The 25716-nt window shown below is 32.6% G+C and carries 20 protein-coding genes; 11 read left to right on the forward strand and 9 right to left on the reverse strand.

Going from position 1 to position 25716, the window contains the following annotated elements; translation table 11 throughout:
- Positions 1-9: 9 nt before the first annotated feature.
- Positions 10-1167, reverse strand: a complete 1158-nt coding sequence (locus tag AXG55_RS03240; RefSeq protein ID WP_148696700.1) for a glycerate kinase — start codon at positions 1165-1167, stop codon at positions 10-12.
- A 221-nt stretch (positions 1168-1388) separates the two neighbouring features.
- On the opposite strand from AXG55_RS03240, the gene acpP reads away from it, so the two are divergent.
- From acpP to AXG55_RS03270, 6 genes are all read left to right on the forward strand, one after another.
- Positions 1389-1640, forward strand: coding sequence for an acyl carrier protein (gene acpP / locus AXG55_RS03245; protein ID WP_419248039.1), 252 nt, complete (start codon positions 1389-1391; stop codon positions 1638-1640).
- Between the two features lie 100 nt (positions 1641-1740).
- A complete protein-coding gene (rpiB, locus tag AXG55_RS03250; RefSeq protein WP_148696701.1) occupies positions 1741-2196 on the forward strand; it encodes a ribose 5-phosphate isomerase B in 456 nt (151 codons plus the stop codon).
- Positions 2193-3479, forward strand: coding sequence for a serine hydroxymethyltransferase (locus tag AXG55_RS03255; protein WP_148696702.1), 1287 nt, complete (start codon positions 2193-2195; stop codon positions 3477-3479). Before rpiB ends, AXG55_RS03255 begins: the two co-directional genes overlap by 4 nt.
- Before the next feature lie 13 nt (positions 3480-3492).
- Positions 3493-3990 (forward strand): transcriptional regulator NrdR, encoded by a 498-nt coding sequence (nrdR, locus tag AXG55_RS03260; protein WP_148696703.1) that lies wholly within the window; start codon positions 3493-3495, stop codon positions 3988-3990.
- A gap of 52 nt (positions 3991-4042) precedes the next feature.
- Complete coding sequence (locus tag AXG55_RS03265; RefSeq protein WP_148696704.1) at positions 4043-4690, forward strand: riboflavin synthase; 648 nt, start codon at positions 4043-4045, stop codon at positions 4688-4690.
- A 34-nt stretch (positions 4691-4724) separates the two neighbouring features.
- Positions 4725-6362 (forward strand): hypothetical protein, encoded by a 1638-nt coding sequence (locus AXG55_RS03270; protein WP_148696705.1) that lies wholly within the window; start codon positions 4725-4727, stop codon positions 6360-6362.
- A gap of 5 nt (positions 6363-6367) precedes the next feature.
- Here AXG55_RS03270 and AXG55_RS03275 read toward each other — a convergent pair whose 3' ends face one another.
- From AXG55_RS03275 to AXG55_RS03285, 3 genes are all read right to left on the reverse strand, one after another.
- Positions 6368-7036: a hypothetical protein gene (locus tag AXG55_RS03275; protein WP_148696706.1), complete on the reverse strand. Its 669-nt coding sequence runs from the start codon at positions 7034-7036 to the stop codon at positions 6368-6370.
- A gap of 90 nt (positions 7037-7126) precedes the next feature.
- Positions 7127-7672: an aminoacyl-tRNA hydrolase gene (pth, locus tag AXG55_RS03280; protein ID WP_148696707.1), complete on the reverse strand. Its 546-nt coding sequence runs from the start codon at positions 7670-7672 to the stop codon at positions 7127-7129.
- Between the two features lie 6 nt (positions 7673-7678).
- Positions 7679-8227: a 50S ribosomal protein L25 gene (locus AXG55_RS03285; protein ID WP_233231338.1), complete on the reverse strand. Its 549-nt coding sequence runs from the start codon at positions 8225-8227 to the stop codon at positions 7679-7681.
- Positions 8228-8514: 287 nt separating this feature from the next.
- Here AXG55_RS03285 and pal point away from each other — a divergent pair, with 287 nt between their 5' ends.
- A complete protein-coding gene (gene pal / locus AXG55_RS03290) occupies positions 8515-9009 on the forward strand; it encodes a peptidoglycan-associated lipoprotein Pal (RefSeq protein WP_233231339.1) in 495 nt (164 codons plus the stop codon).
- 60 nt (positions 9010-9069) lie between these two features.
- Here pal and AXG55_RS03295 read toward each other — a convergent pair whose 3' ends face one another.
- Together AXG55_RS03295 and AXG55_RS03300 are read right to left on the reverse strand one after the other, a co-directional pair.
- Positions 9070-9837, reverse strand: coding sequence for an HAD family hydrolase (locus tag AXG55_RS03295; RefSeq protein ID WP_148696710.1), 768 nt, complete (start codon positions 9835-9837; stop codon positions 9070-9072).
- Between the two features lie 102 nt (positions 9838-9939).
- The gene (locus tag AXG55_RS03300) at positions 9940-12636 is read right to left on the reverse strand and encodes a tetratricopeptide repeat protein (protein ID WP_148696711.1); all 2697 of its coding nucleotides are present in this window, start codon (positions 12634-12636) and stop codon (positions 9940-9942) included.
- Between the two features lie 157 nt (positions 12637-12793).
- Here AXG55_RS03300 and pilM point away from each other — a divergent pair, with 157 nt between their 5' ends.
- From pilM to gspN, 3 genes are read left to right on the forward strand one after another with little or no spacing between them, the layout of a single operon-like run.
- Positions 12794-14515, forward strand: a complete 1722-nt coding sequence (gene pilM, locus AXG55_RS03305; protein ID WP_148696712.1) for a pilus assembly protein PilM — start codon at positions 12794-12796, stop codon at positions 14513-14515.
- Between the two features lie 3 nt (positions 14516-14518).
- Positions 14519-15172, forward strand: coding sequence for a hypothetical protein (locus AXG55_RS03310; protein WP_148696713.1), 654 nt, complete (start codon positions 14519-14521; stop codon positions 15170-15172).
- A 29-nt stretch (positions 15173-15201) separates the two neighbouring features.
- A complete protein-coding gene (gene gspN / locus AXG55_RS03315) occupies positions 15202-16140 on the forward strand; it encodes a type II secretion system protein GspN (RefSeq protein ID WP_148696714.1) in 939 nt (312 codons plus the stop codon).
- On the opposite strand, the gene AXG55_RS03320 is transcribed toward gspN, so the two are convergent.
- Positions 16134-17147: a pyridoxal-phosphate dependent enzyme gene (locus AXG55_RS03320; RefSeq protein ID WP_233231340.1), complete on the reverse strand. Its 1014-nt coding sequence runs from the start codon at positions 17145-17147 to the stop codon at positions 16134-16136. The two genes, gspN and AXG55_RS03320, sit on opposite strands and share 7 nt — an antisense overlap.
- A 265-nt stretch (positions 17148-17412) precedes the next feature.
- On the opposite strand from AXG55_RS03320, the gene AXG55_RS03325 reads away from it, so the two are divergent.
- Positions 17413-19695, forward strand: a complete 2283-nt coding sequence (locus AXG55_RS03325; protein WP_148696716.1) for a hypothetical protein — start codon at positions 17413-17415, stop codon at positions 19693-19695.
- 27 nt (positions 19696-19722) lie between these two features.
- On the opposite strand, the gene AXG55_RS03330 is transcribed toward AXG55_RS03325, so the two are convergent.
- Entirely contained in the window at positions 19723-22158 is a 2436-nt protein-coding gene (locus AXG55_RS03330; protein ID WP_148696717.1) for a tetratricopeptide repeat protein, read from the reverse strand.
- Positions 22139-25681 (reverse strand): transcription-repair coupling factor, encoded by a 3543-nt coding sequence (gene mfd / locus AXG55_RS03335; protein WP_148696718.1) that lies wholly within the window; start codon positions 25679-25681, stop codon positions 22139-22141. Before mfd ends, AXG55_RS03330 begins: the two co-directional genes overlap by 20 nt.
- Positions 25682-25716: the final 35 nt, after the last annotated feature.

Here is a 25716-nt window from a genome sequence, read left to right on the forward strand (position 1 = left end):
TTTTATAAATTAATGCCCGCCTTTTTTTGTTATTTTATCAGCAAGATCTTGTCCAATATGGTAAAGTTTAATTTTAGAATTTTTCATCAATTCATTGGCTGTCAATCCTGTATGACCTTCTTCTATGAGAGTGATAATTTCAGATAAGCCCAATTTGCTTTTTAATTCCTGCTTGTTTTTTGTTACTTTACCGAATATTCCAATTAATTTATGGTGATTTTGAATTGCTAAATCAGAAACAGTACTGACTACTTTTCCATAGAGAGTTAAATCATCTAAGCTTCCTTCGCCACAAACAATAAGATCGGAACCTGAAAAGCTGGGAGCAAGAGCAATGGCTTTTGCAATTTTTTTTGAACCCATTTCAATTTTTAAATTGGGAAATACCGCGGATAATGAAATGCAAATACCGCCGCCTGCTCCCGTGAAAGCATCTTCAAGTCTAGGAATAGTAGGGCAATAATTTTTCAAGGAATTCCAAAAATGAAAAATCTGTTTTTCTACATAAGGAATATTGTTATCAGATGCTCCCTTCTGCTTTAGAAAAGATGCTAATGAAACTCCTGCTCCTTTAGCGGGGGCATTCACATCACATAAAGCAGTGATGCGGCATTTTTTCATATATTCAGGAAGATCTTCTTGCTGAAATGTTTTAATTTTATGCATATTTTCGATACAGGGTTTTAGTCGATTGCCAAGATCGTCATAGGCCGAAAGGCCAAAGGCACTGGCAAATCCCCAGCCGGCATCAGCTGTAAGTGTCCCACCAATACACAACCAAACTTCTTGGGGTCTTAAGGGAAACGCTTTTTGTAAAAGGCGGCCAAAACCCCAGGTATTTGAGTTTAATAATCCTTCTTCTGTGGCTAAGGATTTTGCATTGCCAAGAATTTCTGCAGATTCGAGGACAGCAAGACGTCTTGCATTTTGCCAATAAACATTAGCTTCTGTGGTTCTGCCTAGAAGATCCGACACTTCGACACGTAAGGATTCCATACCTAGGCTTGCCGCGAGAAGAGCCGCACTTCCTTCACCACCATCGGCCATGGGTCTTTGAATGATTTCAATTTTGGGATTGCGGTTGCGAATTCCTTCCGCCACCAATTCGCAGACTTGGCGTGCGCTAAAAGTTCCTTTGAATTTGTCAAAAGCAAGAACAATACGCATTTTGAGCCCCTTACTCCCGACAAGTTTTCGGAGTTTTTGAGTTTCTATTTCAAGTTTAGTATATTACGAAAATTGAACTTGTTCAAAAGTTACTATTAAATGCGCATTGCTTTTCTTAAAGGCCTTTGTTAAAGAACCCTAAGCAGAGGTATTTGTTAGAAACACTACAAACTGCTTCTTTTTTAGATTAAATTCTTATATCTTTCATTGGGGTAATTACGATGGACACGCAGGTTGAGGCAAAACAAATGGAAATGAAACTTATCAAGATCGTTGCAGAGAAGTTAAATATAGAGGAAAAAAACATCACTACAGCATCCCGCTTTCAAGAGGATCTCGGGGCAGATTCCCTTGACATAGTAGAGCTTCTCATGGAGATTGAAGAAGTGTTCGGTGTAAATATTTCTGATGAAGAGTCAGAACGCCTAAAAACAGTTGGCGATGCTGTAAAATTCATCGCAGCAAAGCTCTAAGAATGAAGCGAAAATCAAGGCACCGTTTTGGTGCCTTTTTTTTTGTTTAGAAATTATGTTTTGTGCAAATGAATAAAACACCAAATTTAAGGAAATTTACATGAAAATAGCAATTGCAGCAGATCACGCAGGAAGAGAGTTAAAAAGTTATGTCATTGATTTTTTAACTCTTACCAATCACCAAGTACTTGATTATGGTGTGGCTGCTGATTCTTCAGCATCTGTCGATTATCCAGATTATGCAGATATTGTTGCTTCAGAAGTGTCTGCTGGCCGTTGCGACAGAGGAATTTTAATCTGTGGAACAGGCATTGGTATGTGTATGACGGCAAATAAATTTCCAGGTGTTCGTGCTGCCGTTGTTTGTGATGAATTTACAGCACGCATGAGTCGCGCTCACAATGATTCAAACATTATGTGTTTGGGTTCTCGTATTGTGAATTATCAACGCGCCATTGATTTTGTAAAAATTTGGCTCGCGGCGGAATGCGAAGAAGGTCGTCATAGAAGTCGCATTGGTAAAGTTACAGCTATAGAAAAGAGGCTTGCTCAATGAATCATTTTCTTTCCTTTGAACGTGCAGATATCTCTAAATCAGATCCTGAAATTGCGAGTTTATTTGCAAAAGAAAGTCATAGACTCAACGAGGGTTTAGAGCTTATTGCGTCTGAAAATGTAGCTAGTCCTGCTGTGTTGGCAGCATTAAGTAGCGTATTGTCTAATAAGTATGCCGAAGGTTATCCAGGACGACGCTATTATGGTGGTTGCGAATTTAATGATCAAATCGAGCAAATTGCCATTGATCGTGTGAAAAAACTTTATGGAGCAGAGCATGCCAATGTGCAACCACACAGTGGAGCTCAAGCAAATCAAGCAGTATTTCTAGCATTTTTACAACCAGGGGATACTTTTTTAGGGATGAGTTTATCTCATGGCGGGCATTTAACACATGGTTCTCCTGTAAATATATCCGGAATGTATTATAAGGCGGAGTCTTATGGCGTTGATAGCAACGGATTTATTGATTATGCTGAAGTTGCTAAAAAAGCACAGGAATGCAAACCTAAGCTCATCATTGCAGGCGCAAGTGCATACGCTCGCTCTATCGATTTCGCAAAATTCAGAAAAATTGCTGATGAAGTGGGTGCTTTATTTTTAGTGGATATGGCTCATATTGCAGGTCTTGTTGCAGGAGGGCAGCATCTCAGTCCCGTTCCCTTTGCTGATTTTGTCACCACAACAACTCATAAAACTCTTCGCGGCCCTCGTGGTGGCGTTATTTTATGTAAAGAAAAATATGCTAAAGCAATTGATAAAGCGATTTTTCCGGGCTTGCAGGGAGGTCCTCTCATGCACGTCATCGGTGCTAAGGCTGTCGCTTTTGGAGAAGCTTTGCAGCCTTCCTTTCGTAATTATGCAGAACAAATTGTTATTAATGCACGCGTTTTAGCTGAAACCTTACTATCCCATAGCATTAGTATCGTATCAGGCGGAACTGATAACCATCTCATTTTAATTGATTTGAAGGAATCTCCTTTAAGCGGAAAAGATGCCGAAGAGCGCCTTGCTAAAATCAATATTACAGTGAATAAAAATAGTGTTCCTAATGATCCACGTAAACCAATGGTAACAAGCGGCATTCGTATTGGAACCCCTGCTATCACAACGCGGGGACTTGTCGCTGAAGATATGAAGGTTTTAGGAGAAGCAATTGCTTTTGCATTAAAAAATGATGACTCTTTAATTCAAAGAGCCAAAGAAATGATAGATTCTCTTTGTAAAAAATATCCTCTTTATAGCGATGGCCTGCAACACAAAGGTTACGTTTCACCTAAGTAAGGATATTCTTCTCATGAAGTGCCTGCAATGCCAAAACCCCGAAAGTAAAGTGCTTGAAAGTCGTGAAAGCCGCGATGGAAGGACTGTTCGGAGAAGAAGGGAATGCGTAAGTTGTGGACATCGATTTACGACATTTGAACGTTCCGAAGAGCAACCCCTTTCAATCATTAAAAGAGATGGCATGAGAGAGCTTTTTAATAGAGAAAAATTATTAAAAAGCATGGGAATTGCTTGTCAAAAGCGTTCCGTAAGTCCTAAAAGCCTTGATGCTATCGCTGATTGGGTAGAGAGCACTTGCCATTCTCTTGAAGATAGAGAAATCACCTCGCAAAAAATTGGTGAACTTGTGCTGGAGGCTCTTTTAAAACTAGATCCTGTGGCATATGTTCGCTTCGCTTCGGTTTACAGAGCATTTTCGAGTCCAGAAGATTTTGTTCTAGAATTAAAGCGACTTACGGAGAAGGCGCAAAGTAAAAATGACTTTCTTCTTGAGTTACAAAGAGATGTATAAGCTGTCTCAATAATGCGCTTATTCTTAAAGGCAAAAAAGAGGAGTGTCTTTTATGTTTACTGGAATTATTCAGGATATAGGGAAAATTGATTGTATTTCTATTCTTAAAAATGCAATCAGAATGACTCTTTTAACAGAATTAGACAGTCGTCATTTGGTTTTAGGAGCAAGCGTGGCTTGTAACGGTTGTTGTTTGACAGTTGTCGAAAGTTTTAAACATGCAGGAAAACAATATTTTACAGTTGATATTGGTTACCAAAGTTTAAGTCTAACTAATTTTAATAAGTTGGAAGTCGGTTCTTTGGTGAATCTTGAGCCTGCACTTTGCGTGGGTGATTCTCTGGGGGGGCACCATATGACGGGGCATGTCGACGCCTTATGCAAAGTGATCGATTTTCAAAAAGCAACAGATGAATTTTGGAAGTTGACTCTTTCTATTCCTCAAAATTTTTCAAAGTGGGTCATTCCCAAAGGCAGTATTGGGGTAGCTGGGATCAGTTTAACTGTGGCTAACATAATATCATCAGAATTTTCAGACACTTTGGTTGAAATTATGATAATTCCTCATACATTTTACAATACAATTTTACAATATATTGCTCCAGAAATAAGCATAGAAGTCGAGTTCGATCAGACGGTCAAGGCTATTGCGTCCCTACTCGAAACTATGTTACCTAATTATATTCAGGCTTGTAAATAAACGGCTTTAACAAATCAGGAAAATAATACAAATTATGTCATTTGATCTGCAAAAACATAATGTTGCGGTTCATGCCTCTCGCGTAACGAAGGAATTTCGAAAAGCAATTCATTCTGAGCCCGGTGTCTCAACGGTCAAACATGCCTTTTCTCCTCGTCAGCTTCATGAAACGAGCTGTGCGCATCTTCAGGCCATTCCGACTCGTGAAGATTGTCTTTTATTGTCTGATTCACGTATTTATGCCTTGAAAAAGAGACTTCTTGCTCCTTCATGGTGGGTGGAAGGGGTTCTATTGAGTTTAGGCGCCAAGGAGGCTTGGTTCGATTCTTTGATTTCGAAAAGAACAGGGCGCTTGATAGCGGCGCCATCAAGCGTTAATGCGAAAAATATTTCGCTTATGTTTGCTATATGGCATGAGGCTTTATCTCAAATTTTTTCATCAAAAAATGATGAAATGGTTCTGCGATTTCAAATAAATAAATATTTAATTGGCACACAAAAAGATGTTTTAGACAGTTGTAAACAGCTTGAAAGTATTTGGGCTACTCCGCTAAATTTGTATGAAATAAAACCTGCTAAAAAATCACGTTCTTTATCATTATCACGTTCGGGGAGCTTAGGTCTTATTCGGCATGCTCAAATTGAAAATGATGTTGATGGAATTTGGTTTTCTTTAAGTTTATCCCAGTCACTAAAATCATTTTATAGTCAACAACAAAAGACCGATTCTAATTCTGCAGGTCTAAATTCTTCTTTTATTAGTATAAATCCTGTGGTTATTCAGTCTATGGGAAGAAAAGCAAGTATTAAAAAAATATTAAATTATTTGTTTTTGGAATATGCAAAACAAGAAAATAGTCATAATCAAATAAACAATTGGAATTCTATTCCTATTGATTCTAAAAATATCACTTCATTTCATAAAGATATTTTAGTTAATGTTCCTTCTTTATATGATCATGGTGTTTTAGGATGGAATATATCTGCTCCTAATGTAAAACTTTCAGAATTAAAAAATAAAATTCTTGTTCATTCTGAAGAGGGAACAGAAGCTTCGCATGGTGCTATTGTCTATTGTTGGCAATTATCAGATCAAGCAAAAGAAGCATTTGAGCTAGAACAGGCAATTAGTGAAAAACTCATGTCACAATTACCACAAACTTATTATAATCAGTCTAATCATTTTTCTCTTCCACTTGTTAAAGTGACTAAAAAAGTGCCATCTGAAAAAACATTATTTCCCGAGCCCCCTCCAGATGAACTTAAAAAAGCGCGTAATGAAAAGAAATTAAAAATCTTAAAGTCCGAAAAAATTGTTAAAGAACCTAAAAAAGTTAATAAAAGAATTATTATAGATAAAGAAGAGCTCATTGAAAAAAAAGTAACAAAAAGGGCGGTGTCACAGACATTATTTGATTCAATCGATAATAATGTGGTACAGGAAATTAAAATGATTCCCGTGAAAAAAGAAATTATTAAAAAGAAAGTTGTTTCTGTAAAAGAAGTTTTATCTGATAATGATTTTATAATATTGGTCTCTGAATTTTATGAGTCCTTAAAGCCCTTGCAAAAAAAAGCTTTTGAAAGAGAAAGGGCAGGTATGACACCCGAGCAATTTCGGGTGTACATGACACCTATTTTAAAGCGCAAAAAAACCATAAAAAATAAATAATTTTTTTATCTATAATATTTTACGGGAATATCGACATTGCCTCGATCAGTTTTTACTTTTAAATATAATGTATTTTGATCATTGCTATTTTGGATATGTTGATAATTAAGTGAAAATTGTTGCATTTTGAAATTACAGCTTTCATTGTGTTTTAAGGTTTTATTATCGCAGTTATTATTTAAAATCGTAGGCATGCCTCTTATATCTCTCGCATTTTCGTAATTTAAATCATAACCAATTTCTTTTATATTTATTGAGTTATTGTTGGTATTTTTAATATTAATTGATTTATAATGTGAATAATACTTGCCTTCGTGACTATCGGGGTAGTATTCATATGGTTCTTCTAATGTTGTATTATATTTATCAAAACCAATATAAAACCCTTGCTTCATAGACATATAAACAGTGAATTCTGGTTTTAAAATTTGAAATTGCAAAGCTTCACTTGCGTTGTTGTTTGTATTATGATTTAGAGGCTCATTTTCTGCAGGAGAACTTGTTGGTTGAGCTGGCTTAGGTGTTTTATTGGGTCTAGTAGGTGTTTTTGCTGGTTCAGGTTTTTGCTTCGGTTCAGGAGTTTGGTTGTCATTTGCTGAGATTTGGCTTTGTTTTTTTTCTCCGCAAGAGACTATTAGAAAAGCTATTAATGAAACGTTAAAAATTTTTATCATAAATAATTCCCTATGTATATGAAAAAGTTTTTTATTTTATTCTCCAAAAGTTTCATGAAATAAAGCGTGTGTTGTTTTATCCAGCATGCTTTATTTCTTTTTTGAGAGCTGTTTTAAGATTTCAAGAATGCGGTTTTTAGCAACAGGAAAGCTTTCTTTTTCAAGGCTATCAAGCTCTTGTTGGGTAAACTTGCCCAAAACCCAATTTGCCGTCGCGCTTTTATGGTCAGGTTTGCCAATACCCACTTTTACACGATAAAACTTTTCAAAGGAAGTTTTATCGAGAATGTCGCGAATACCGTTATGTCCGCCGTGGCCTCCGCCAACACGGGTTTTTACGGCGCCTGGCGCTTGATCTAGATCATCAAATAGGACGATCAATTCTTCTTCATTTATCTTAAAAAATTGAGTAGCTTGCTGAACACTATTTCCAGAGACATTCATATAGCCTTGTGGCTTCATGAGGAAGACATCGTGGCCTTGCCAATTTGCGCGCGCCGTAAGAGCGCCAAATCGATTCTGCGATAAAAAAACACCGGATTCAGATGCTATTTGGTCAATAAGCATGAATCCGATGTTATGTCGCGTGTTTTCGTAATTGTGCCCAGGATTCCCTAAGCCAACAAGAATAAACACGAGGTATTAGATCTTGACGAGAGAAGCAAGAGCAAGGTTTTTGCCTTTGCCTGTACGGACAGTAATGCCTTCTCCGATAGTTATATCATGGAGTTGGATGGATTGATCCGCTTTTAAACCGCTCACATCAACGTCGATAGCCTTGGGAAGCTTAGAAAGAGGAGCTTTGACTTCCAAGTAACGAGTACGGATGTTGAAAGCACCTTCTTTTTCTTGCTCGCGTGTGAGGCCAACAAAGTTTAAAGGAACGTGAACACGAATAATGTCGTTTGACCCAACTTCTTGAAAATCGAAGTGAATGGGCTTGTCATTAAGCGGATTGACTTGAACTTCGCGCATGAGGACAGTCTTTTCAGCGCCATCAAGAACGAGGGTCATCACAGAGGAGCGTGTGTGCGCCTTTGGAAGATTTGACATAGCGATTTCAATTTTAGTTGAATCACCTTTTTTATAAAGGATTCCAGGTACAAGCCCGCTATGGCGACGCTTGCGAACGGTTCCTTTGGATGCATCTCCGCGCGCAGTGGCGTGGATTACGGTGTTTTCTAAGCTCATTGAGATTACTCCAATTAAGAACATTACCATAGAGGTATGGCAATGGGTTTCCATATCTCAAAAAAGTCTTGTGATCAAGAGAAGGTTTTGTTTATTGAAAAAAAAGACCCAATATGATCGCCGCCCTGCCTGACTTCCCGAAAAGAAAAAAGCCTTTACAATTATTAACTTTTAAGATGGTTTAATAAAACCAAAATAAATTTGATTTTTCTTCGGTTGTTCGTTTATAACTGCATATCTAAGTTGCTTTTGAGTTCGTTTCTATTTCGTCAACTATGGAGTTCCCTATGAATTTTTCTAAAGTTATCCTTTCGACATCTATATTAACTTTGGCATTTCTTGCCGCGAGCTGTTCCAGTACCAAAAAACCAGGCTCATCCGAGCCATCTAAGCCCGTTGAAGTGAGTTCAGAACCAGCTGCAAAAGTGACAACTCAAAATCCAGGCTCATCAGGTTCATTAAATACAATTTATTTTGATTTTAATAAGTATGATATTCGTGAAAACCAAAAGGAAGCTGCCGATCAAATTGCAGAGTCATTAAAATCAAATTCATCACTTGCTATTCAAATTCAAGGTAACACAGATGATCGTGGTTCTACAGAATACAACATGGCACTTGGACAAAAACGTGCTGTTGCTCTTAAAAATTACTTAATGGCAAATGGTGTTAAGAATAAAATTGAAACCATTAGCTATGGGAAAGAGCGTCCTGCTGTTCAAGGAAATAATGAGGAAGCTTGGTCGAAAAACCGTCGTGATGATATTGTAAAAATGAAATAATTTTAAAAATCATTTATTGCAACGACGAAACACCTTTATATTAAAAATAAAAGGTGTTTTTTATTTTTGTCGCATATTTTCTTCCAAAGAAGCAACAATATCTTTTAAATTGAGCTTATTGCCAACCAATAGAGTTTGAATGCCGAGAGTGTGGGCGGGAAGATCATAATAAGGATCGTTTCCAATCATAATGGTTCTTTCCGGAGTTGTTCCTATTTTCTTTAATGTTTCGTTAAAAAAGGTGGAGTGCGGTTTTGTGCTTTTCATGACATCCCATGATGTTACCAGGTCAAAGTCGTGCAAGTATAAGTCACTTGCTTTTAATCTTAATTCAATTTCTCTGCGCCCAAATACAGGGTTGGTTGCAAGTGTAATATGTCTATTACTTGCATGCAATAAATCAACCAGTTTGCGTGCATAAGGATCGGAATGTAAAAATAAACAGATAAAAGGATAATCGGAATCAAAAAATTTAGACATAAACCGTTCTATTTTTAAGCGGCTGGTATTGAGTTCCGATGCTAATGTTTCAAAAAAAGCATCTTCATTAGAAGAAAAAGAATGATTAGAAAGTAGAATTTCCTTTGTTTTTTGTGCGGCTTTAAAAAGTTGAGAGAACGAGCCAAAACTGCGCATTCTAAAAAGAATGCCTAAAGCAAACAAATTATGAAATAAAGCACCGGGTTGATCAATCAGCGTTCCGTCCATGTCTAAAAGGACATGTGTTTTGCCATCCCACCAATCGCCAGATATTGTAATTTTATTTCGAATTCTTTTTAATTCGGCGCTTTTCTGTTGTATATTAGAAAGATCTTTTTTGTTTCTCATTCTTAAGATTACCTATTGGAAAAATAACAAGAGCGTCACAAAACACATTTGCTAAAAGTCTTCAAAAATAATATTCCTTTTTCATGCTGTGAAGTCAATTGATTAGCAAGCTAAACCTATGGGGCTCGAATCAAATTTATTTCCAACGGTAATAAAAATTTCTTCTACCATTTTTTGTTCAAATGAATTTGTAGGATAAATATGGAAAATTTGAGTGATAGATTCTTTTGTTGTGTCGTTAAGTTGTCCCGCTCTTTCCAAGCCCTTAATTAAAAAATAAAGACTTTGTATAGAAGCGTTTGTGCTTATATTATTTTGCATTTTTTCGATGCCAGCGGAATATTGGCCTTGTGCAACAAGAATATATCCATGAAGTACTTTTGTATCTAAAGGAACTTTATGTATATTGTCATAGGAGTCAATGGCAGCTTCTAAAAGAGTTTGGGCTTTTTTCAGATCGGCACCTTTCATAGTAATGCAAAGTGCTTCAAGTTCGAATAATTTTTGTTTCGTAAGTTTTGCAGAAAGTCCATGATTATTTTTAGCAATGGAAAGCCATTCATCGACGAGAGTCCAGTTGCCTGAAAGGCTATAAATTTGTGCAATACAAGCGGCAAGCGTAGCAAAATTAAAATCCTTAATACTACTATTTTGTTTAAGTAACATCAACATTTCTTGAACAGCAATGCGAGAATTGTAACTTGCACCTGCTTTGGTTAAAAAATGAATCAATGATTCATTTACTTTTTCAGAAATTAATATAGTACTTTTTGCAAGATTCCAAGCATACTCTGCATGATTATTTTGAATACAATCTAATCCGTGCTTAATAATTTTTTCAATTAAAGCTTCTCTTTGTGAAGTTGTAGCCGAACTATTTAAAATGATTTCTTCTAAGTTTTTAACAACGGTTTCATGATCTTTTAAAAAGCTACTCTTTTCTATATTCAGACTAGATCTCAATAAAAGAATGAGGTAGGAATGATTCCAAGGGTCACTTTGTAATGATTTTTTAATTTCATCATAAGAATTTACATAATCACCTTCAGAATAATATGTAGCGGCGATACTCCAATGCATTTCGTTGGTTTGTTGCTCGGAAAGACTCGAAAATTGCAATCCTTCTTGAGCAATTTCTCTTGCACTCGCATAATCCTTGGTTTTTAAAAGAAAGAAAATATATCTTAGAATTCCATCTGTATTATAATAATCTAAAGAAAACATAGATTGAAAATGTTTCTTGGATTCTTGATAATGACCTAATCGGGAATGGATTTCTCCAAGATAATACTGAACTTCGGGGTCAGAGGAATAAATTTTATTTAAATCTTCTAAGATTTCTAATGCGCCTTGATTATTTATATCTTTTGAAATAATTTCACGCGCCTTATTTTTCTTAATCATATATTCAGAAATATCAGCTTGAATTATTTTCAATCCGCAAAGTAACATGCAGAATCTAATTTCTGGGCTTCCTTTTGAATTTTTATAAGCTACTTTTAAGCATTCTAAAAGACCATCAGAAGGGCACGAACTGACGCAATGGGAGGCTGTTTGAATCAGAAGTTCAAGTGGTGTATCCTTAGAAATTAATATTGCAAAGTAACAAATCCGCGACACTGGTTTTAAGCCATATTCTTCACAAAGTTGTGCAATAAAATAAATTTGATTCATATCTCGTGGAGATTTTTTACATGCAATGACAATATTTTCTACTTCAGAACGACATGCTTCTGCAGCAGGCAAATTATTATCTAATTTATATGCTTGCATTGCGCCTAATAAGCAAAGTATTTCAATTTCAACCGGAACTTCTCCATATTGTTTTTGTAACCAATCAGCTAAAGTGCGCAACGCGTTTATCGCGTTTTTGTGATCACCTACTTTGATAAATTCGTTATATAAAGTGGTATGAGTTTCAAAATGTCCATGAACTAAATATTTGTCAAGTGCTTCAAATCTTTCTGAATAATTTGTGCTAGGATCTGAGATGACGCCAATTTGTTGAAGCTCGGTTAGAGTCGCAAGTATTGAAGTTGATTCAGGGTTTAATTTAAAAGCGTGATTCCATATTTCTATGGCTTCACTTAATCGACCCACGCTTTCTAAAGCGCAGCCTGCAACATACCAGGCGGCATAGTTTTCAGGATTATTCATCTGAAGATCAATTGCTTTATTGTAAAGATCTTCTTTATTGCTTATACTTTCTTTAATTATTTTATCTTTCTTGTTAGGAAATAAAATATCAGGAGGTGGTGGATCCTCAGGAAAATAATCATCAGGGATTTCCAAATTTCTGTTTATTCTGATTTTTTTATTAGATAAAATATTGATAAGTGGTATTCTATTATTTTGAGGAAATTCAATATCTTTATGCACAGGTACGGTATTTTTTCTCAGATCAATTTTTTTATCTTTTTCTGAATTATTTTTGGAAAATATTCTAATACTTCCTAATAATATAGCAAAATCTATTGCTTTTGAGTTAGGATATTCTTTGCGCATTTTTTTCAAGTCGTGTAAGAGTTCTGAGAGCGTGTCCCTTTTTGAACAAACTTCCACGCGCCTAAATAGAATTTCATAATCATTTGGGTATTTAAATGAAAGTTGTTTTAAAATGGACTCTGCTTTTTCAAAATCTTGAACAAAAATATATTTATTTGCTGTTCTTAAATTGTTTTCTAGGCTTTTCCCATTTAGTTTCCTAAGGCGACTTTTCGCAGAGAAATTTAAGCTTGAGACAAGATTTTGTCTGATTCTCGGGCTATTAGGTTGTGAACTTTTAGTTCTTACCTGCATAATTTCTCCAACAAAGGTTTGACTCCATAACACTATTTCGGCCTGTCGCGGGTAGAGCTAAAGCTTAATTTGAAAGATTGCCGGAGAATCGCTTTATGGGTATGGATGTTTAGTATAAAGCACTGATTGTGCTGCCTATTATGGAGTAGTTTAAAAAATGCAGAAGATTCTGGGTCTTGATATTGGAACCCATTCAATAAAGGCTGTTATTTTATGGAATGACTATAAAAATTACAGAATTCAACAGTGCTATGAGCAAAAAGTTGAATATAAAGAAAGTATTAGTGAGGGCGTGGCTCAGGCCGATGCCATTGATAAGCTGATTAAAATAAACCAACTGGAATTTGACGTTGTTTATGCCGCCTTGGATGCCCGTCATGTTTCTATGCGCAAAGTGGACTTTGAAAATATCCGTAAAAGAGATATTCCAGGCTTTTTAGAAAATGAGTTAGAAAGTTCAAGCCCCTTTGCTATTGAAGATTCCATCCTTGATTACCAAATAATAGATTACTCCAAATCAAAATCATCTGTTTTAGCTATTTTGAGCAAAAAAGAAGTTATAAAAAATATTCTTGAAATCATAGAAAAAGAGCATTTGAGAGTTAAGGTATTAGATGTTGATAATCTAACGTACTTAAACATGATATCTTATCTGATGAAGGATAATCTTGTACATCAAGAACAACATACATCACAAGAGAAAGTTGAAAATACATTACTTATTCAATCATGTATAGTTATTATTAATATTGGCCATAGTAAGACAACTCTTACTTTTATGGCAGATAAAAAAATACTATACACGCGTATCATAAGTATTGCAGGCGATTACTTTAATCAAATATTAATGAAAAAATTTGACTTAAGCTATTCCGATGCTGAATTATTAAAATGCTTTGTTGGATCTATTGAGCTTGATCAAACAGAATCTGGCGAAAGTAAGAAAAATATTGTTGCTGCCGTATTAAAAGAATCCTTAACAGAACTGAGTATTGAAATATTAAGAACAATACAATCATTTCAAGCTAAGGAAGATATTTCAATTCAATCAATATACTTAACTGGTGGCTCAAGCAAAATAAAGGGGATCTATCATTCTCTGGAAAATACATTAAAAATCCCTGTATCAAATGTTTTATTAAAAAAAGAGAATTTTATTTTCAGTGAAGATTCCGAAAATGATTTTTCTACTAGTGAAAATATGGCTATTTATTCTCAAACAATTGCCATTGCTATGAGGGGATTACCTGTCATTGGCGTCTCCTCAAAAATCAATTTGAGAAAAGGTGAATTTGCTCAAGTAAGTAACTACGATAAATTAATTAAACAAATTTTTCTATACTCTGGAGCAGTGGCAGCAGTAGTGCTCTGCCTTTTGTTTAGTTATTTTCTGAGATCTTTTTTATATAATAAGGAAATTAATTCTTTAAAAAATCAATTTAGAAAAGATATTATTTCAATGTTTTCAGGAGAACCTTACTCTCTAAGAGCTATTTCATCTAAAAAAGATTGGAATTTTAAAAACTATGGCGATGAAGCTGTTGCATTAGTAAAGCAAAGTATGAAAGATAAAAAAGATTTACTAGAGAAATATGCAAATGAAGAAACTCCTTATGTCTTGCAAATTTTAAATAAAGTTTCTCAAGCAGTCCCTAAAAATTTATATTTTGAAGTTTCTGAATTTAATTTAAGAGATGGTCAGTTGTATATTGAAGCAGAAACTAATAGCCCTGAGAATATAAATAAAATTATCGAGTCATTAGCAAAAATTAAAGATTTAAATCAGGTTACAAAAAAATCTCAATCAATAAAAGTTGGTAGTGATAAAAAGTTGACTCACTTTTCTATTGCGGCGTCTCTCTCAAAAGAAGAAAGGTGAAAAATGTCTAAATATTCTGAAAATCTGAGTCAAGCTCTACAATCGACAAAAACATTTATATTTGGTGAAAATAATCAAAGACTTGATTACCTAATCGAAAATTTTTATCGTTTAAATCATGAGCGTCGATCCCTTATCATATTAGCTTCAATTGCAACTGGTGTTATATTTTTTGGTCTTTCTATTTTATTTTATTTAATTGGCTTATTTTCATTGCAGTCAAATTTAAATAGCGCTTACTCAAATACATATTCTTTAAAGGAATTAAAAGCGCCTTACATGGCGATTCAAGGGAATTTTGATGAGTTGGTAAATGGAATTAAATCATCTAATGATAATCTTAATCTTAATTCTTTGCTCGATCAAAAAGCTAAGGAATTAGGAATTCAAGCATCAAATTTTCCTAGCAAACCAACCATTACAAAATTTACAAGTCAAAGTCCTTTGGCAGAGCAGTTTCAAAAGGAAAGTATCGACTTTAAATTAACGGGAGTGAGCTTAAAGAAGACTATGGAATACCTAAATGCTATTGAACAGATGCCTAATAAATTAAGAGTGGCTAAGTTTCGCATTTTATCAATAACTGATGCAAAATTATATTTCGATGTTTTATTAACGGTTGAAGGCCTTATACCTGAGGATAAACAAAACTTTTAAAATCTTTTTTATAAGGTACTCTATAGTTTATGAATCGAAAAAAAATTATTGGTTATACTTTAGCTGGTTTTTGTTTACTTTTGTTTCTTATATACCATACTTTTCCTTATCATCTTGTTAAGGAAAATTTAGTTTCTGAAATTCAAAAAAATCTAAATAAAGAAAATATTCCAATTAAACTAACTGTGAAATCATTAAGACCACATTGGTTAAGTGGTATTAAGTTATCTGGTGTTGAAGTTAATGATAAATTTGAATTAAAAGATTCATTAAAGCTCGATGAAATTATAATCGACATTTCTTTGCTTTCTTTAATAATCGGTAATTTGACTGTTGATGTAGATATTTATCAAAATGAAGGTCATGCTTTTACCTCAATTAGTTTTCCAATTTTTCCATTAATTTCAGGCAATCCTAAATTTAAAGAAGTAAATATTGAGTTTAAAAAGTTTTCATTAGACAGTATTTTTACACAACTATTAACTATTGTAAAAGCTAATGAAAAACCTGAAATGGCTTTAATTTTACCTATTATATCAAAGACTACTTTGGGCGGGAGTCTAAATGGTTTTATTGATTTATATAATAAAGGACCTGCAAAAATTAATTTAAAACTTGTCAATGGATATTTAAATATACAAAATGAGGCTTTAAACATTCCCCTACAAAATTTTTCTAAAGCAAACATAGCATTAAATTGGGATGGTAAGAAAATAATTTTAGAAAAAGAAACAGGCCTTGATTCCCAGGATATGAAGTTTGCTGCCGATGGATTTATTGATACCCCTGAAGATCCTAATAAGTCTTGGCAAATCAATCTTGCATTAAATGTCACGATGAACGGTGCCATTGAAAAAGATTTTGGTTTTTTAATTCCGCAATTACTAAATTGCCCTGCAAACTCTGTTGTTGCAGGAGTTATGAAAATAAATTTAGTAGGACAAGCTAATAATTTGTCTTGTCAATGAATATATTTCTGTAATTTTTCTTCAAAGCCAAATAAGGAAAGTCCTCCACCTGAATGAACAAATAATAAATTTCCTTTTAATTGGTTATCAATAATTATTTTTTTTCCTTCAAAAAATAATTTAGCGCTGTAAATAGGATCAAGAAGGATCCCGTTTGTTCTTCCCATGCTAAGAATTGTTTTAAAAACAGTTGCATTAGTGGCTCCAAAAGATTTAGCAACGTTAGGAGAATAAAGATAAAACGGAGACAAATGTTTAATTTCTAATTGAAAAATATTTTCAAAATTTTTCCTATGTATTTCTAGCTCTTTTAAAAACTCATTTTCATCACCTGCAATTTGAACAATATGTAGCTTGGTTTGTTTATTTAAGAATGAAAATGCCAGTAGAGTCGCAATTGCCATGAGACCTGATCCCGAATCTAAAAATATATGGCTAAATTCCAAATTCGATTCCAATTCATTTCTAAAGATATCAAGAGCTAAGGTAATTGCTCCTGGTAATGATTCTTTCATATTGGCACCTTCAGAAATGATTCCGACATCAATATTATTTATTTTTTTTTCACGGATATATAATTCAATTTTATCTTGCAATTTTTCAGAATCATCAAAATATATTATTGATGTTTCGTTTAATATTAAAGACGATAATAAGAAATTCCCAGTTATTTTATATTTTTTATTCTTAGGTATGAAAACGATAGGTTTAATATTATTTTCAGTTAATAATTGTGCTGCTGTTAGAACATTATTTGAATAAGGGCCTCCTATTATTATGACCTCTTGATAGTCTTTTTTAACAAGAAAGGGGATTAAACTTAGATATTTTCTAATTTTAGAGCCGCTTGCCCCAAACCCTAATTCGTCATCTCTCTTTATATAGATGTTCTTTTCCTCTGAAATAAAGTTTTTTAATTTATGTATTCGAGATTGCTGAGGATAATTTTCTAAAAAATACGAATTGACTTTAAATTTCAATTTTTCTATTTGAGTTTTATTTGCCATACTTTGATCCATATTAATCCTTGTTAAAAAAGAATCATATATCTATTTGAAATATTTATATAAATAATTATATGTTAATAATAAAATTAACAATAATCATTATTATTGGTTATATATTTAAATGCTTGTATTTGAAAGTTTTTTTAAATTCTTAATTGATTTTTTGTTTTAAATGATAAATATATAACATTGTATTTGTATATTGATTTTTTATATAAATATTTATTATCTAAAAAATGCAATCCTTTATTATCGAGTATAAATCATGAATAATTCAAATTTAAGAGATGAGATTTCGAATAGAGATAGCAGAAAAGTTGATGCTAAGTCTTTAGATAGATTAAAATATTACGGTTTGCAAGATAATAATTTATTTTTGAAAGTATCATTATTTTTTAAATTTATTAAGGAGGATTTTCAAAAAAACGAATCGATGTGTGATGTTAATCACAGTTCATTTATTGATTTTTATAATGAATTACCGCAAAATTATATGTTTAATAATATTGAAAAATATTATACTATAATGAAAAATAATAATACTCCATATTTAATTCAACAAGAAAAAGAAAATACTATTTCAAAAGCAATTGAGTTTGAAAATATTTTTGGAATTAGTCTCTTTGATGAATCCTGTGATGTTTCGTTAATGACTGATGAAGTTAGAAAAAAATATGAAGCAGAAAAAAACAAATTATTGTCAAAATTAAAAAAATTTGGCGATATAAGTACAGATCTTAATATAATCTATAATGAATATAATTCTGTTGGAACTAGGAAGAATTTGACAAACTTAGATAATTTGCCAGAGTCATTTTTCGAAAAATTTCTAGAAAATTATTCCGATAAAAATGAAAATTTAACTGAAGAAGAAAATGTTTATTATTTATTAGATAGATATAATAATTTGATAAACGCAATTAAGCAGGACTTAAATGCGCAAATAGAAACAAAATATTGTCATACTAAATTTGAACTTCCTTTTATAAAATATTTTGAGACAGATTTGTTAAGAATATCAAATAAAATAAATTTAACTTATTCTTATTTTTACTTTATAAATACAGTTTCAGATAAGAATAAATCATATGGAATATATTTGTACATTAAATTTGATAAGCCGTATGTTATTTTTTATATTCCTGATGTTGGTATAAAAAAATATAATTATAGAAATTTATCGTCTTTTAAAAAAGATTTCAATTCAGTTATAAATAATTATGGAGAAAATTATTTCTCATTTAGGGTGAAAATAAAACCTCAAATGACCCAAACAATTCCTTTTTCATCTTTAGAAACAAATTTAAGTATTATTCGCGAATCTAGTCATCAGTACAAAGTTTTTGTTAATAAAAAAAATAAGTTATTTTTGAACTCAATTGAATCTACTGAGAATATATTTGTTGAAAAAATAAGAAATAAATTTAAATTAAAGGGTTTTAATAAAACTGATCTATTCATCAATTTTGCAATTGAATTAAGGAAAGTTTCAGATTTAATATCTATTAATAAATATAATCTTAGTAGTAAAAGTTATTGGATGTATTTTTTGGTAAAGTATCTTGAAAAAAATGAAGATTTCTCTAAGAAAAAATTAAATGAATTAAATTTTTGCTTTCCTCCTATAAAAGTCCATGAATTTGTTGAAGAATTATTTAATAGATCTGCGCACAATATATGCTATGAAAAGAATAAAATTATTTCATTGATATTTTATACTGTAATAAAAAATATCATGAAAAATAATTTTTTATTACAATTTGAAATTGCATTTAAGTCTATTAAGAGTTCAACATTTAAGGAATTTCCAAACTTATTTTTTAGGAATTTTTACATTGATAAAAATATGACTTTTAAAGAATGGAATAGGTGTCATATTGTTTATAATCAGACATACATTTCAAGGAGTTTTAATAATTCTTCCTCTGAATTTAAAAGTATTAAGGAAATCTTAAATTTGGAAAGGTACAAAAAATTTACAAGCCGCGATCCAAATCCAGAATTAGAAAAACTAAAAAATCACATGAAACATTTTCTTTCTGCAAAGGATGAGAAACTTTATAAATTTTGTATAAGTTTCATTAATCAAAATAACATATTCTCATTAGTGGCAGTTTTGTTAGAATTTTGTTTTAAAAATAAAAAAAATATATCACTCTCAATAAATTGCTACTTCTTATCTATAATAGATGTATCACCTCATGTATATGAGTTTGTTTCCGTTTATTGTATTGATGGATTTACCTCAATTAATGATCCCTCAGCAATGAAAAAATTGTTTATGAAGAATGATCCCTCTCTCACTAATGTAGTTTTTAATGAGATGATTTATTTTTCTTCTAAATTTATATTAGAACTCAAAAATGATAGATATGATACTAAAAATTTTGATGTAGGATTTTTAGAGTTTAATAAAAAAAACAATGAATCAAGTGATAAATTAATGGTAAAAAATATTATAAAAGAATTTTTTAATAGTAAATATATTGAACAATATTTGAGTGGGAATAAAAATCCGAATCACCAATCAGTATTCTATCAAGCATAAATTAGTATTTTTTTTATAAACTTTCTTTTAAAATATTCCTGTCATCATTAGAGATGCACCAGGTCTATAAACATTACCGTTATCTGGATAGACTTTATCATATTCAAATGTTGCGGTAAATGTTCCCACAAGCCATTCATAAATAAAATAATTTATTGCAGCAGAGGGAATAAATTTATAAGTACTTTGAATAGGCGAAATAAATGTATATAAAAAGTCAAAAGTGTTTCCAAATTTTAAACTTGTTTTAGAATCTATTGAATATGTTGCTGAAGGAGTAGCAATAACTTCAAAAGTGTTCCCAACTGTAGTGGAAGTTTGGAACATAAGCTGTTCCTGGGCTTGCAGGTTTAAATCAAAAATAAAGTCATCATATTTTCCTAAATTCATTTGATAGTATTGATTGTATACCAATCCACTTTTTTTATCTGAATCTGCTCTGTTTGAAATATCAACTTGAACACCTGCATTTAATTCTAAATTATTATAAATACCGCCGCCTAAAAAATAAAGAGTATCTTGCTGATTATCAACTATAATATCGCCTGCAGTTTGATACACTCGGACGGTATCTTTTTCCTTTTTTGCTTCGTCCTTTTCCCATCGATAAGTTTCGTAAATACTGCTTTCAAGTACAAGAGTATCGAGATTGCTGTAAGAAGTTGGAAAGTTTTTTACATAAAAAGCTTTAGCCCCTCCCCCTAAAAACCACCCATTATTTTTATTTTCTTTTGAACTATCATTGGTATATATAGCACCAGCAATACTTCTAAAAGCACTTTTTTCTGAATATTGCGTCGGCAGTGATTGGTTTTGTGCAATGGATAAAACATTATTGTCGTATTGAATTCCTATGGGAACAATTAAGGTCCAAGGTTTTTCAATATTAATTTTGCTTAAAAAATCTGCGGCTGACTGTCTTAGTGCAGGATCAAGTTCACTATCCCATACAGCACTTTGAAAACTATTTTTTGCAAGTAATAATTTATTATTAAAAAAATAGGGAACTCCAATATAGTAATCATATTCATGAGAAATTTTGCTATTCGAAGGAATATTTTTGTGTGCTAATAAGAATTCATTTTCCGCGTTGCTGTAATTTTTTTCTTCTAAATAAATGAGTGCCAATTGCCAATGTGCCATGGGATATTTATTATCCATATCTTTTGCAATTAAAAAGTATCTTTTCGCATCTTGATTTTGATAAAGTCCTTTTTTTGCAAAGCCAAGATAATACGGAATTCGTATGTCCTTATTCATATGATTTTGCAGAGGAGTTAACAAATTTAATAGTTCAAAATACTCTTCATTATCAGCAAGAACTGTTGCTCTTGCAAGAATATCGGGTAAAGCATCTTCGCTGGTATTTTGTTTTCTTTCTTTTACTTCATGGGCTGTTGTTGTAAATGCAATAAAATTCTCAATTGTAGAGTGATTTGGAACAGCTAATGGAGTGATAGTGCCATTTTCAAAAATTTTAAATTCCAGCCCTGTACCTAATGAAATTTTTTTACTACTAAGGCTATCAGAATTTTTTAAAATATTTGGATTTGGTTCAATAAAAACTTCTCCACTAAAAACAATAACTCTAGTAAAATACTTATTACTTTCTTTATCTCTAGTCAAAACAACGTCACCGCCTCGTGGAACGCTTAGAGTGAGTTCGGGTGTTGTCACTTCCATTTTATTATTAAAAAATTTATTTTTCTCATCAAGATTAATTTTATTCCCTGAAGCCTTGAGTCTTATATTGCCATAGTCAAATCTTGCTCTTCTAATATCATCAGTTTCAACTTGTTTATGGATTGATAGAGTAGAAGAAGGTAACAAAAACCATACTCCTGATTCAGAGTCTGCAATTCGTAAGGTATCAAGATGATCTGTTTGAAATATGCCTTCGTCCCAATTAAAATTTCTTTGCAAAGAACCTATGTACAATATGTAATCACTTTGAATGAGAGTGCCTTTCCCATATAGAGCTGAAACTGTTTGTGATGAAAATGAGTTTGACTGAGAATTTTTTAAGTAAGCAGTATCTTGATTTAATGATTTTGAGTCGAATCCTTCTTTTGAACGCATTTCAAATTCATAGGTATATGTTGTGCCTCCTGTATCGTTATAAGTGATAATTTGCAGAATCGGCACTGTATTTTGAAAATCTGATTCTTTTAAAAGTATAGGGCAGTATAAACCTGAGCATATTTTTTTATTATTAATAGACCAAATGATATTTGAATTTTGTGAAGAATAATCATCGGAAACAGTGACTTCAAGTTGTATTTCTTTATCATATGCAGCTTGAATATGAAGGGGGGGGCCTGATTGAAGTGTAGGTAAAGTATCTAATTTAAGACTACTTGGGAGATCTGCTTGTACATTTAAGTCATAAAAAATAGTAAATAAAAAAATAAAAAAAGTAAAAGACAATTTATTTATTAGATATTTATGTAACCTTATCCTCATAAGCTTCCCCAGCCAGGAGACTTAAAATTCTCTTTAACTCTGATATTGTAGAGTCCTTATCCTGTATGAAGTTCTTTTTGCGAAGTGCAAAAAGCAGTCTTCCATCTGGTGTAATCCGCATGCCCTTAACCTTACGATTGCAGACATCAAGAATTCGTTTTATAAGCAATTCGCTTGCTTCATCTTGATATTCTGGTTGCAAAATCCCTTTATTAAGGCGGATTTCTGTGGAATCATCACTTACAATAAGTGAAAGAGCTCCAAGTGATTGCAGCCATCTTCTGATACGCGCAAGTTCTGCCAGATTTTTTACTTCAACAGGCATTGTTCCAAATCGATCTTCGCATTCTGTGATAAGGTTTTGCAATGCACTCTCCTGGCGAGCACCAAAAAAGCGACGGTATGTGCGCAAGCGTTCTTTGGAATTTTGCACGTAATTCTCTGGAATTTGGGCTACGAGTGGAATTTGAATTTCAACTTCCGTAATATTTGTTAATTTAATTCCTCCTAGTGTTTTAATCGCATCATCTAGCATTTGTAAATAAGTCTCAAGTCCGACATCACTTACTTTACCGCTTTGTTCATCACCCAAAATATTTCCAGAACCGCGCATTTCCATGTCATGGCTTGCAATAACAAAACCACTGCCGAGTTCTTGATGTTCCTTTAATATTTCAAGTCGCTTCATTCCCTCTTGATCTTCTTTTGCATTTTGTGAGTATAGAAAATAAGCGTAACCACGTGTTGATCTTCTTCCTACGCGACCGCGCAATTGATACAATTGTGCAAGCCCAAAATAATCCGCATTTTGAACAATGATGGTATTGACATTGGGCATATCAATTCCCGATTCAATAATGGTTGTGCATAGTAAAATATTATATTTTTCGTCTAAAAAATCGATAATTGTTTTTTCAAGATCTTTTTGCGCCATTTTTCCGTGGCCAATACATATTTTAGCATGAGGAATTAAATTATGCAGATAAGAATAAACTGTATTTAATTCTTCGACACGGTTGTGAACATAAAATATTTGTCCGCCACGATTTAATTCAAATTGAATGCTTTCTTTAATACTTTCTTCATCAAAAGGGCAGACAAAAGTTTTTGTTGCGAGACGTGACTTGGGAGGCGTGGTTAATAAACTTAAATCTCTCAAGCCGACCATAGCCATTTGCAGAGTTCTAGGAATGGGCGTTGCCGTCATTGTGAGCACATCAATACCATAGGACATGGATTTGATTTTTTCTTTTTGCAATACGCCGAAGCGTTGCTCTTCATCGACAATAAGAAGTCCTAAATCCCTAAATTCTATGTCTTTTGATAAAATACGGTGTGTTCCAATTAAAATATCAATTTCACCTTTTTTAATTTTTTCTAAAACTTTTGATGTCGATGTTATAGATCGATCCAAAATTGTAATATTGGCGGCAAAATCGGCAAATCTTTCTTTAAGAGATCGATAATGTTGATGTGCTAATACTGTAGTTGGAACAAGCCAGGCCACTTGTTTTCCATCTAAAATACAGCGGAAAGCAGCGCGCATAGCAACTTCTGTTTTGCCAAATCCCACGTCTCCGCAAAGCAGTCTGTCCATGGCTTTAGGTTTATTCATATCTGTCATAATTTCTTTTATGGCGCGCTGTTGATCAGGGGTTTCATCAAAAGGAAAGGCATCTTCAAAGGCAATATATTCTTCATCAATTTTAGCGAATGCATGCCCTGGTGTGATTGATCTTTTGGCTTGATGTTCCATTAATTCTTTAGCAAGTTTTTCAACATCTGCCTTAGCTTTTGCTTTTCTTTTTTCCCAGGTAGAACTTTTTAAAGCATCTAGAGAGGTGCCTTCTGATGATCCAATATATTTTTGGATGAGATTGAGTTTATGAACGGGAACATAAATTTTGTCATTTCCAGCGTATTCTAAAGCTAAGAAATCACCCGTTATGTCAAGAATTTTAATGGTCATTAATCCACGAAAACGTGCAATACCATGTTGAATGTGTACAACAAGATCTCCTTCGACAAAATCGGCGTATTGAGCACTTAAAAATGCTTCGGAGTTTTGCTTTGAACTCTGTGGATTTTCTTCTTCTTGGAAAGTTTCAAATTTTTCTGCAGAAGCGGTTCCACGAATCCATGATTCTGATATTGCTAAGGTTTTACTTTTGGGAAGATAAAATCCTTCTTTAGAATTTAATAAACAGAAATGCAATTGATCTTTAATTTTGTTGTTTATTAAATTTGAATTTAAAATATCATTTAAATTGAATTTATTAATATTGGTTTGATTTTCATAATTTAAATTTAAATATTTCGAAGTAATACCTAAAAATTCAAGAAAGCTGTCTTCTGAATTTGACAGAATAAGAAGATTTTTAATTTGTGAATCAGGATTTTCATTTACAAATAATTCTTGAATTTTTGTAATTCTATTTGATAGTTTTTGCTTCTCGCATGATTTTAAATCTTGCGCAATTTTTTCTGGAATATGAAATCGAGACTCTAGACAATTTGTTACGTTAAAATAATTTTTCGCAAGAGCTAAATTAGGAAATACAGACTCTATTTTACCAACGGGATAGTTTTTAGATGTGGCAGAAATTAAAGCATTTTCATAAAGTTTTTCAATTTCTTGAATTGCGTTTAAATAAACATTTTCAGATCCTATATAGCCTAGAGAAATTTTTACATTGTTTTTTTGTGCATATTCATGAATAAATTCGTGAAAAGAAATTAGGGAATCAGATATAAACATATAAAAAAGATCATCAATTCCTGCAAAAGGAACATTGGCTTTTAAATCTTCTAATAAATTTGCCCTGCCCACTCCCATTACATGTTGACTTAAAATATAAGAATTAAATTTTTCAATTGCCGCTTCCATTTGGCTGGGGTAGGGCCAAATAAACTCACGGGAAGGTAACATTACGACTTGTTCTAGAGTTTGAAATGATCTTTGATCCGATGCTCTAAAAGAACGAATTTTATCTATTTTATCATCAAATATTTCAATTCGTGAGGGATGCTTTTCTCCAGGTGTCCAAAAATCAATTATAGATCCTCGAATACTAAATTCACCTACCTCTTCAACTCGTTGGACTTGCAAATAAGCAAGTTGTGATAGCTGTTCCATTAATAAATCGGGATCGAGATCTTCGCCAATTTTTATTTCATATTTGTTTTTTTGTAACCAATGAAATGAGGGAAAATTTCTCGTAAATCCAGCTATACTGCAAATAATAATACGAGGAAAATGAGTTCCAAGTAAAAAAGAGGATTCTATTCGTTTCGCAATGATCTTTCTTGCCGATTCATAACGAAATACTCCTGCTTGAAAAAAACCAGGAATATATAAAATATCTTTTGTAGTCAAAAATCCTTCTGAAATATTTTTTATAAATTCTTCAATTTCTTGAGCTTCTGATTCGCTATTTGCAATTAAAATTTTCGTGACACTTTTTGATTCCATTAAAGAAGCAATCACTTCAATCAGATTGGGCTCAAGAGAAAAAAGATTCATACTGTATAATTTCCTTAATTTTATTCATATTTATC

Source organism: Silvanigrella aquatica (genome assembly GCF_001907975.1).
Lineage (GTDB): Bacteria > Bdellovibrionota_B > Oligoflexia > Silvanigrellales > Silvanigrellaceae > Silvanigrella > Silvanigrella aquatica.

Bases quoted from the DNA above. Each gene is read 5' to 3' on its own strand.
- AXG55_RS03240 (WP_148696700.1), bottom strand. From the start codon at position 1,167: ATGCGTATTGTTCTTGCTTTTGACAAATTCAAAGGAACTTTTAGCGCA.
- acpP (WP_419248039.1), top strand. From the start codon at position 1,389: ATGGACACGCAGGTTGAGGCAAAACAAATGGAAATGAAACTTATCAAG.
- rpiB (WP_148696701.1), top strand. From the start codon at position 1,741: ATGAAAATAGCAATTGCAGCAGATCACGCAGGAAGAGAGTTAAAAAGT.
- AXG55_RS03255 (WP_148696702.1), top strand. From the start codon at position 2,193: ATGAATCATTTTCTTTCCTTTGAACGTGCAGATATCTCTAAATCAGAT.
- nrdR (WP_148696703.1), top strand. From the start codon at position 3,493: ATGAAGTGCCTGCAATGCCAAAACCCCGAAAGTAAAGTGCTTGAAAGT.
- AXG55_RS03265 (WP_148696704.1), top strand. From the start codon at position 4,043: ATGTTTACTGGAATTATTCAGGATATAGGGAAAATTGATTGTATTTCT.
- AXG55_RS03270 (WP_148696705.1), top strand. From the start codon at position 4,725: ATGTCATTTGATCTGCAAAAACATAATGTTGCGGTTCATGCCTCTCGC.
- AXG55_RS03275 (WP_148696706.1), bottom strand. From the start codon at position 7,036: ATGATAAAAATTTTTAACGTTTCATTAATAGCTTTTCTAATAGTCTCT.
- AXG55_RS03285 (WP_233231338.1), bottom strand. From the start codon at position 8,227: ATGAGCTTAGAAAACACCGTAATCCACGCCACTGCGCGCGGAGATGCA.
- pal (WP_233231339.1), top strand. From the start codon at position 8,515: ATGAATTTTTCTAAAGTTATCCTTTCGACATCTATATTAACTTTGGCA.
- AXG55_RS03295 (WP_148696710.1), bottom strand. From the start codon at position 9,837: ATGAGAAACAAAAAAGATCTTTCTAATATACAACAGAAAAGCGCCGAA.
- AXG55_RS03300 (WP_148696711.1), bottom strand. From the start codon at position 12,636: ATGCAGGTAAGAACTAAAAGTTCACAACCTAATAGCCCGAGAATCAGA.
- pilM (WP_148696712.1), top strand. From the start codon at position 12,794: ATGCAGAAGATTCTGGGTCTTGATATTGGAACCCATTCAATAAAGGCT.
- AXG55_RS03310 (WP_148696713.1), top strand. From the start codon at position 14,519: ATGTCTAAATATTCTGAAAATCTGAGTCAAGCTCTACAATCGACAAAA.
- gspN (WP_148696714.1), top strand. From the start codon at position 15,202: ATGAATCGAAAAAAAATTATTGGTTATACTTTAGCTGGTTTTTGTTTA.
- AXG55_RS03320 (WP_233231340.1), bottom strand. From the start codon at position 17,147: ATGGCAAATAAAACTCAAATAGAAAAATTGAAATTTAAAGTCAATTCG.
- AXG55_RS03325 (WP_148696716.1), top strand. From the start codon at position 17,413: ATGAATAATTCAAATTTAAGAGATGAGATTTCGAATAGAGATAGCAGA.
- AXG55_RS03330 (WP_148696717.1), bottom strand. From the start codon at position 22,158: ATGAGGATAAGGTTACATAAATATCTAATAAATAAATTGTCTTTTACT.
- mfd (WP_148696718.1), bottom strand. From the start codon at position 25,681: ATGAATCTTTTTTCTCTTGAGCCCAATCTGATTGAAGTGATTGCTTCT.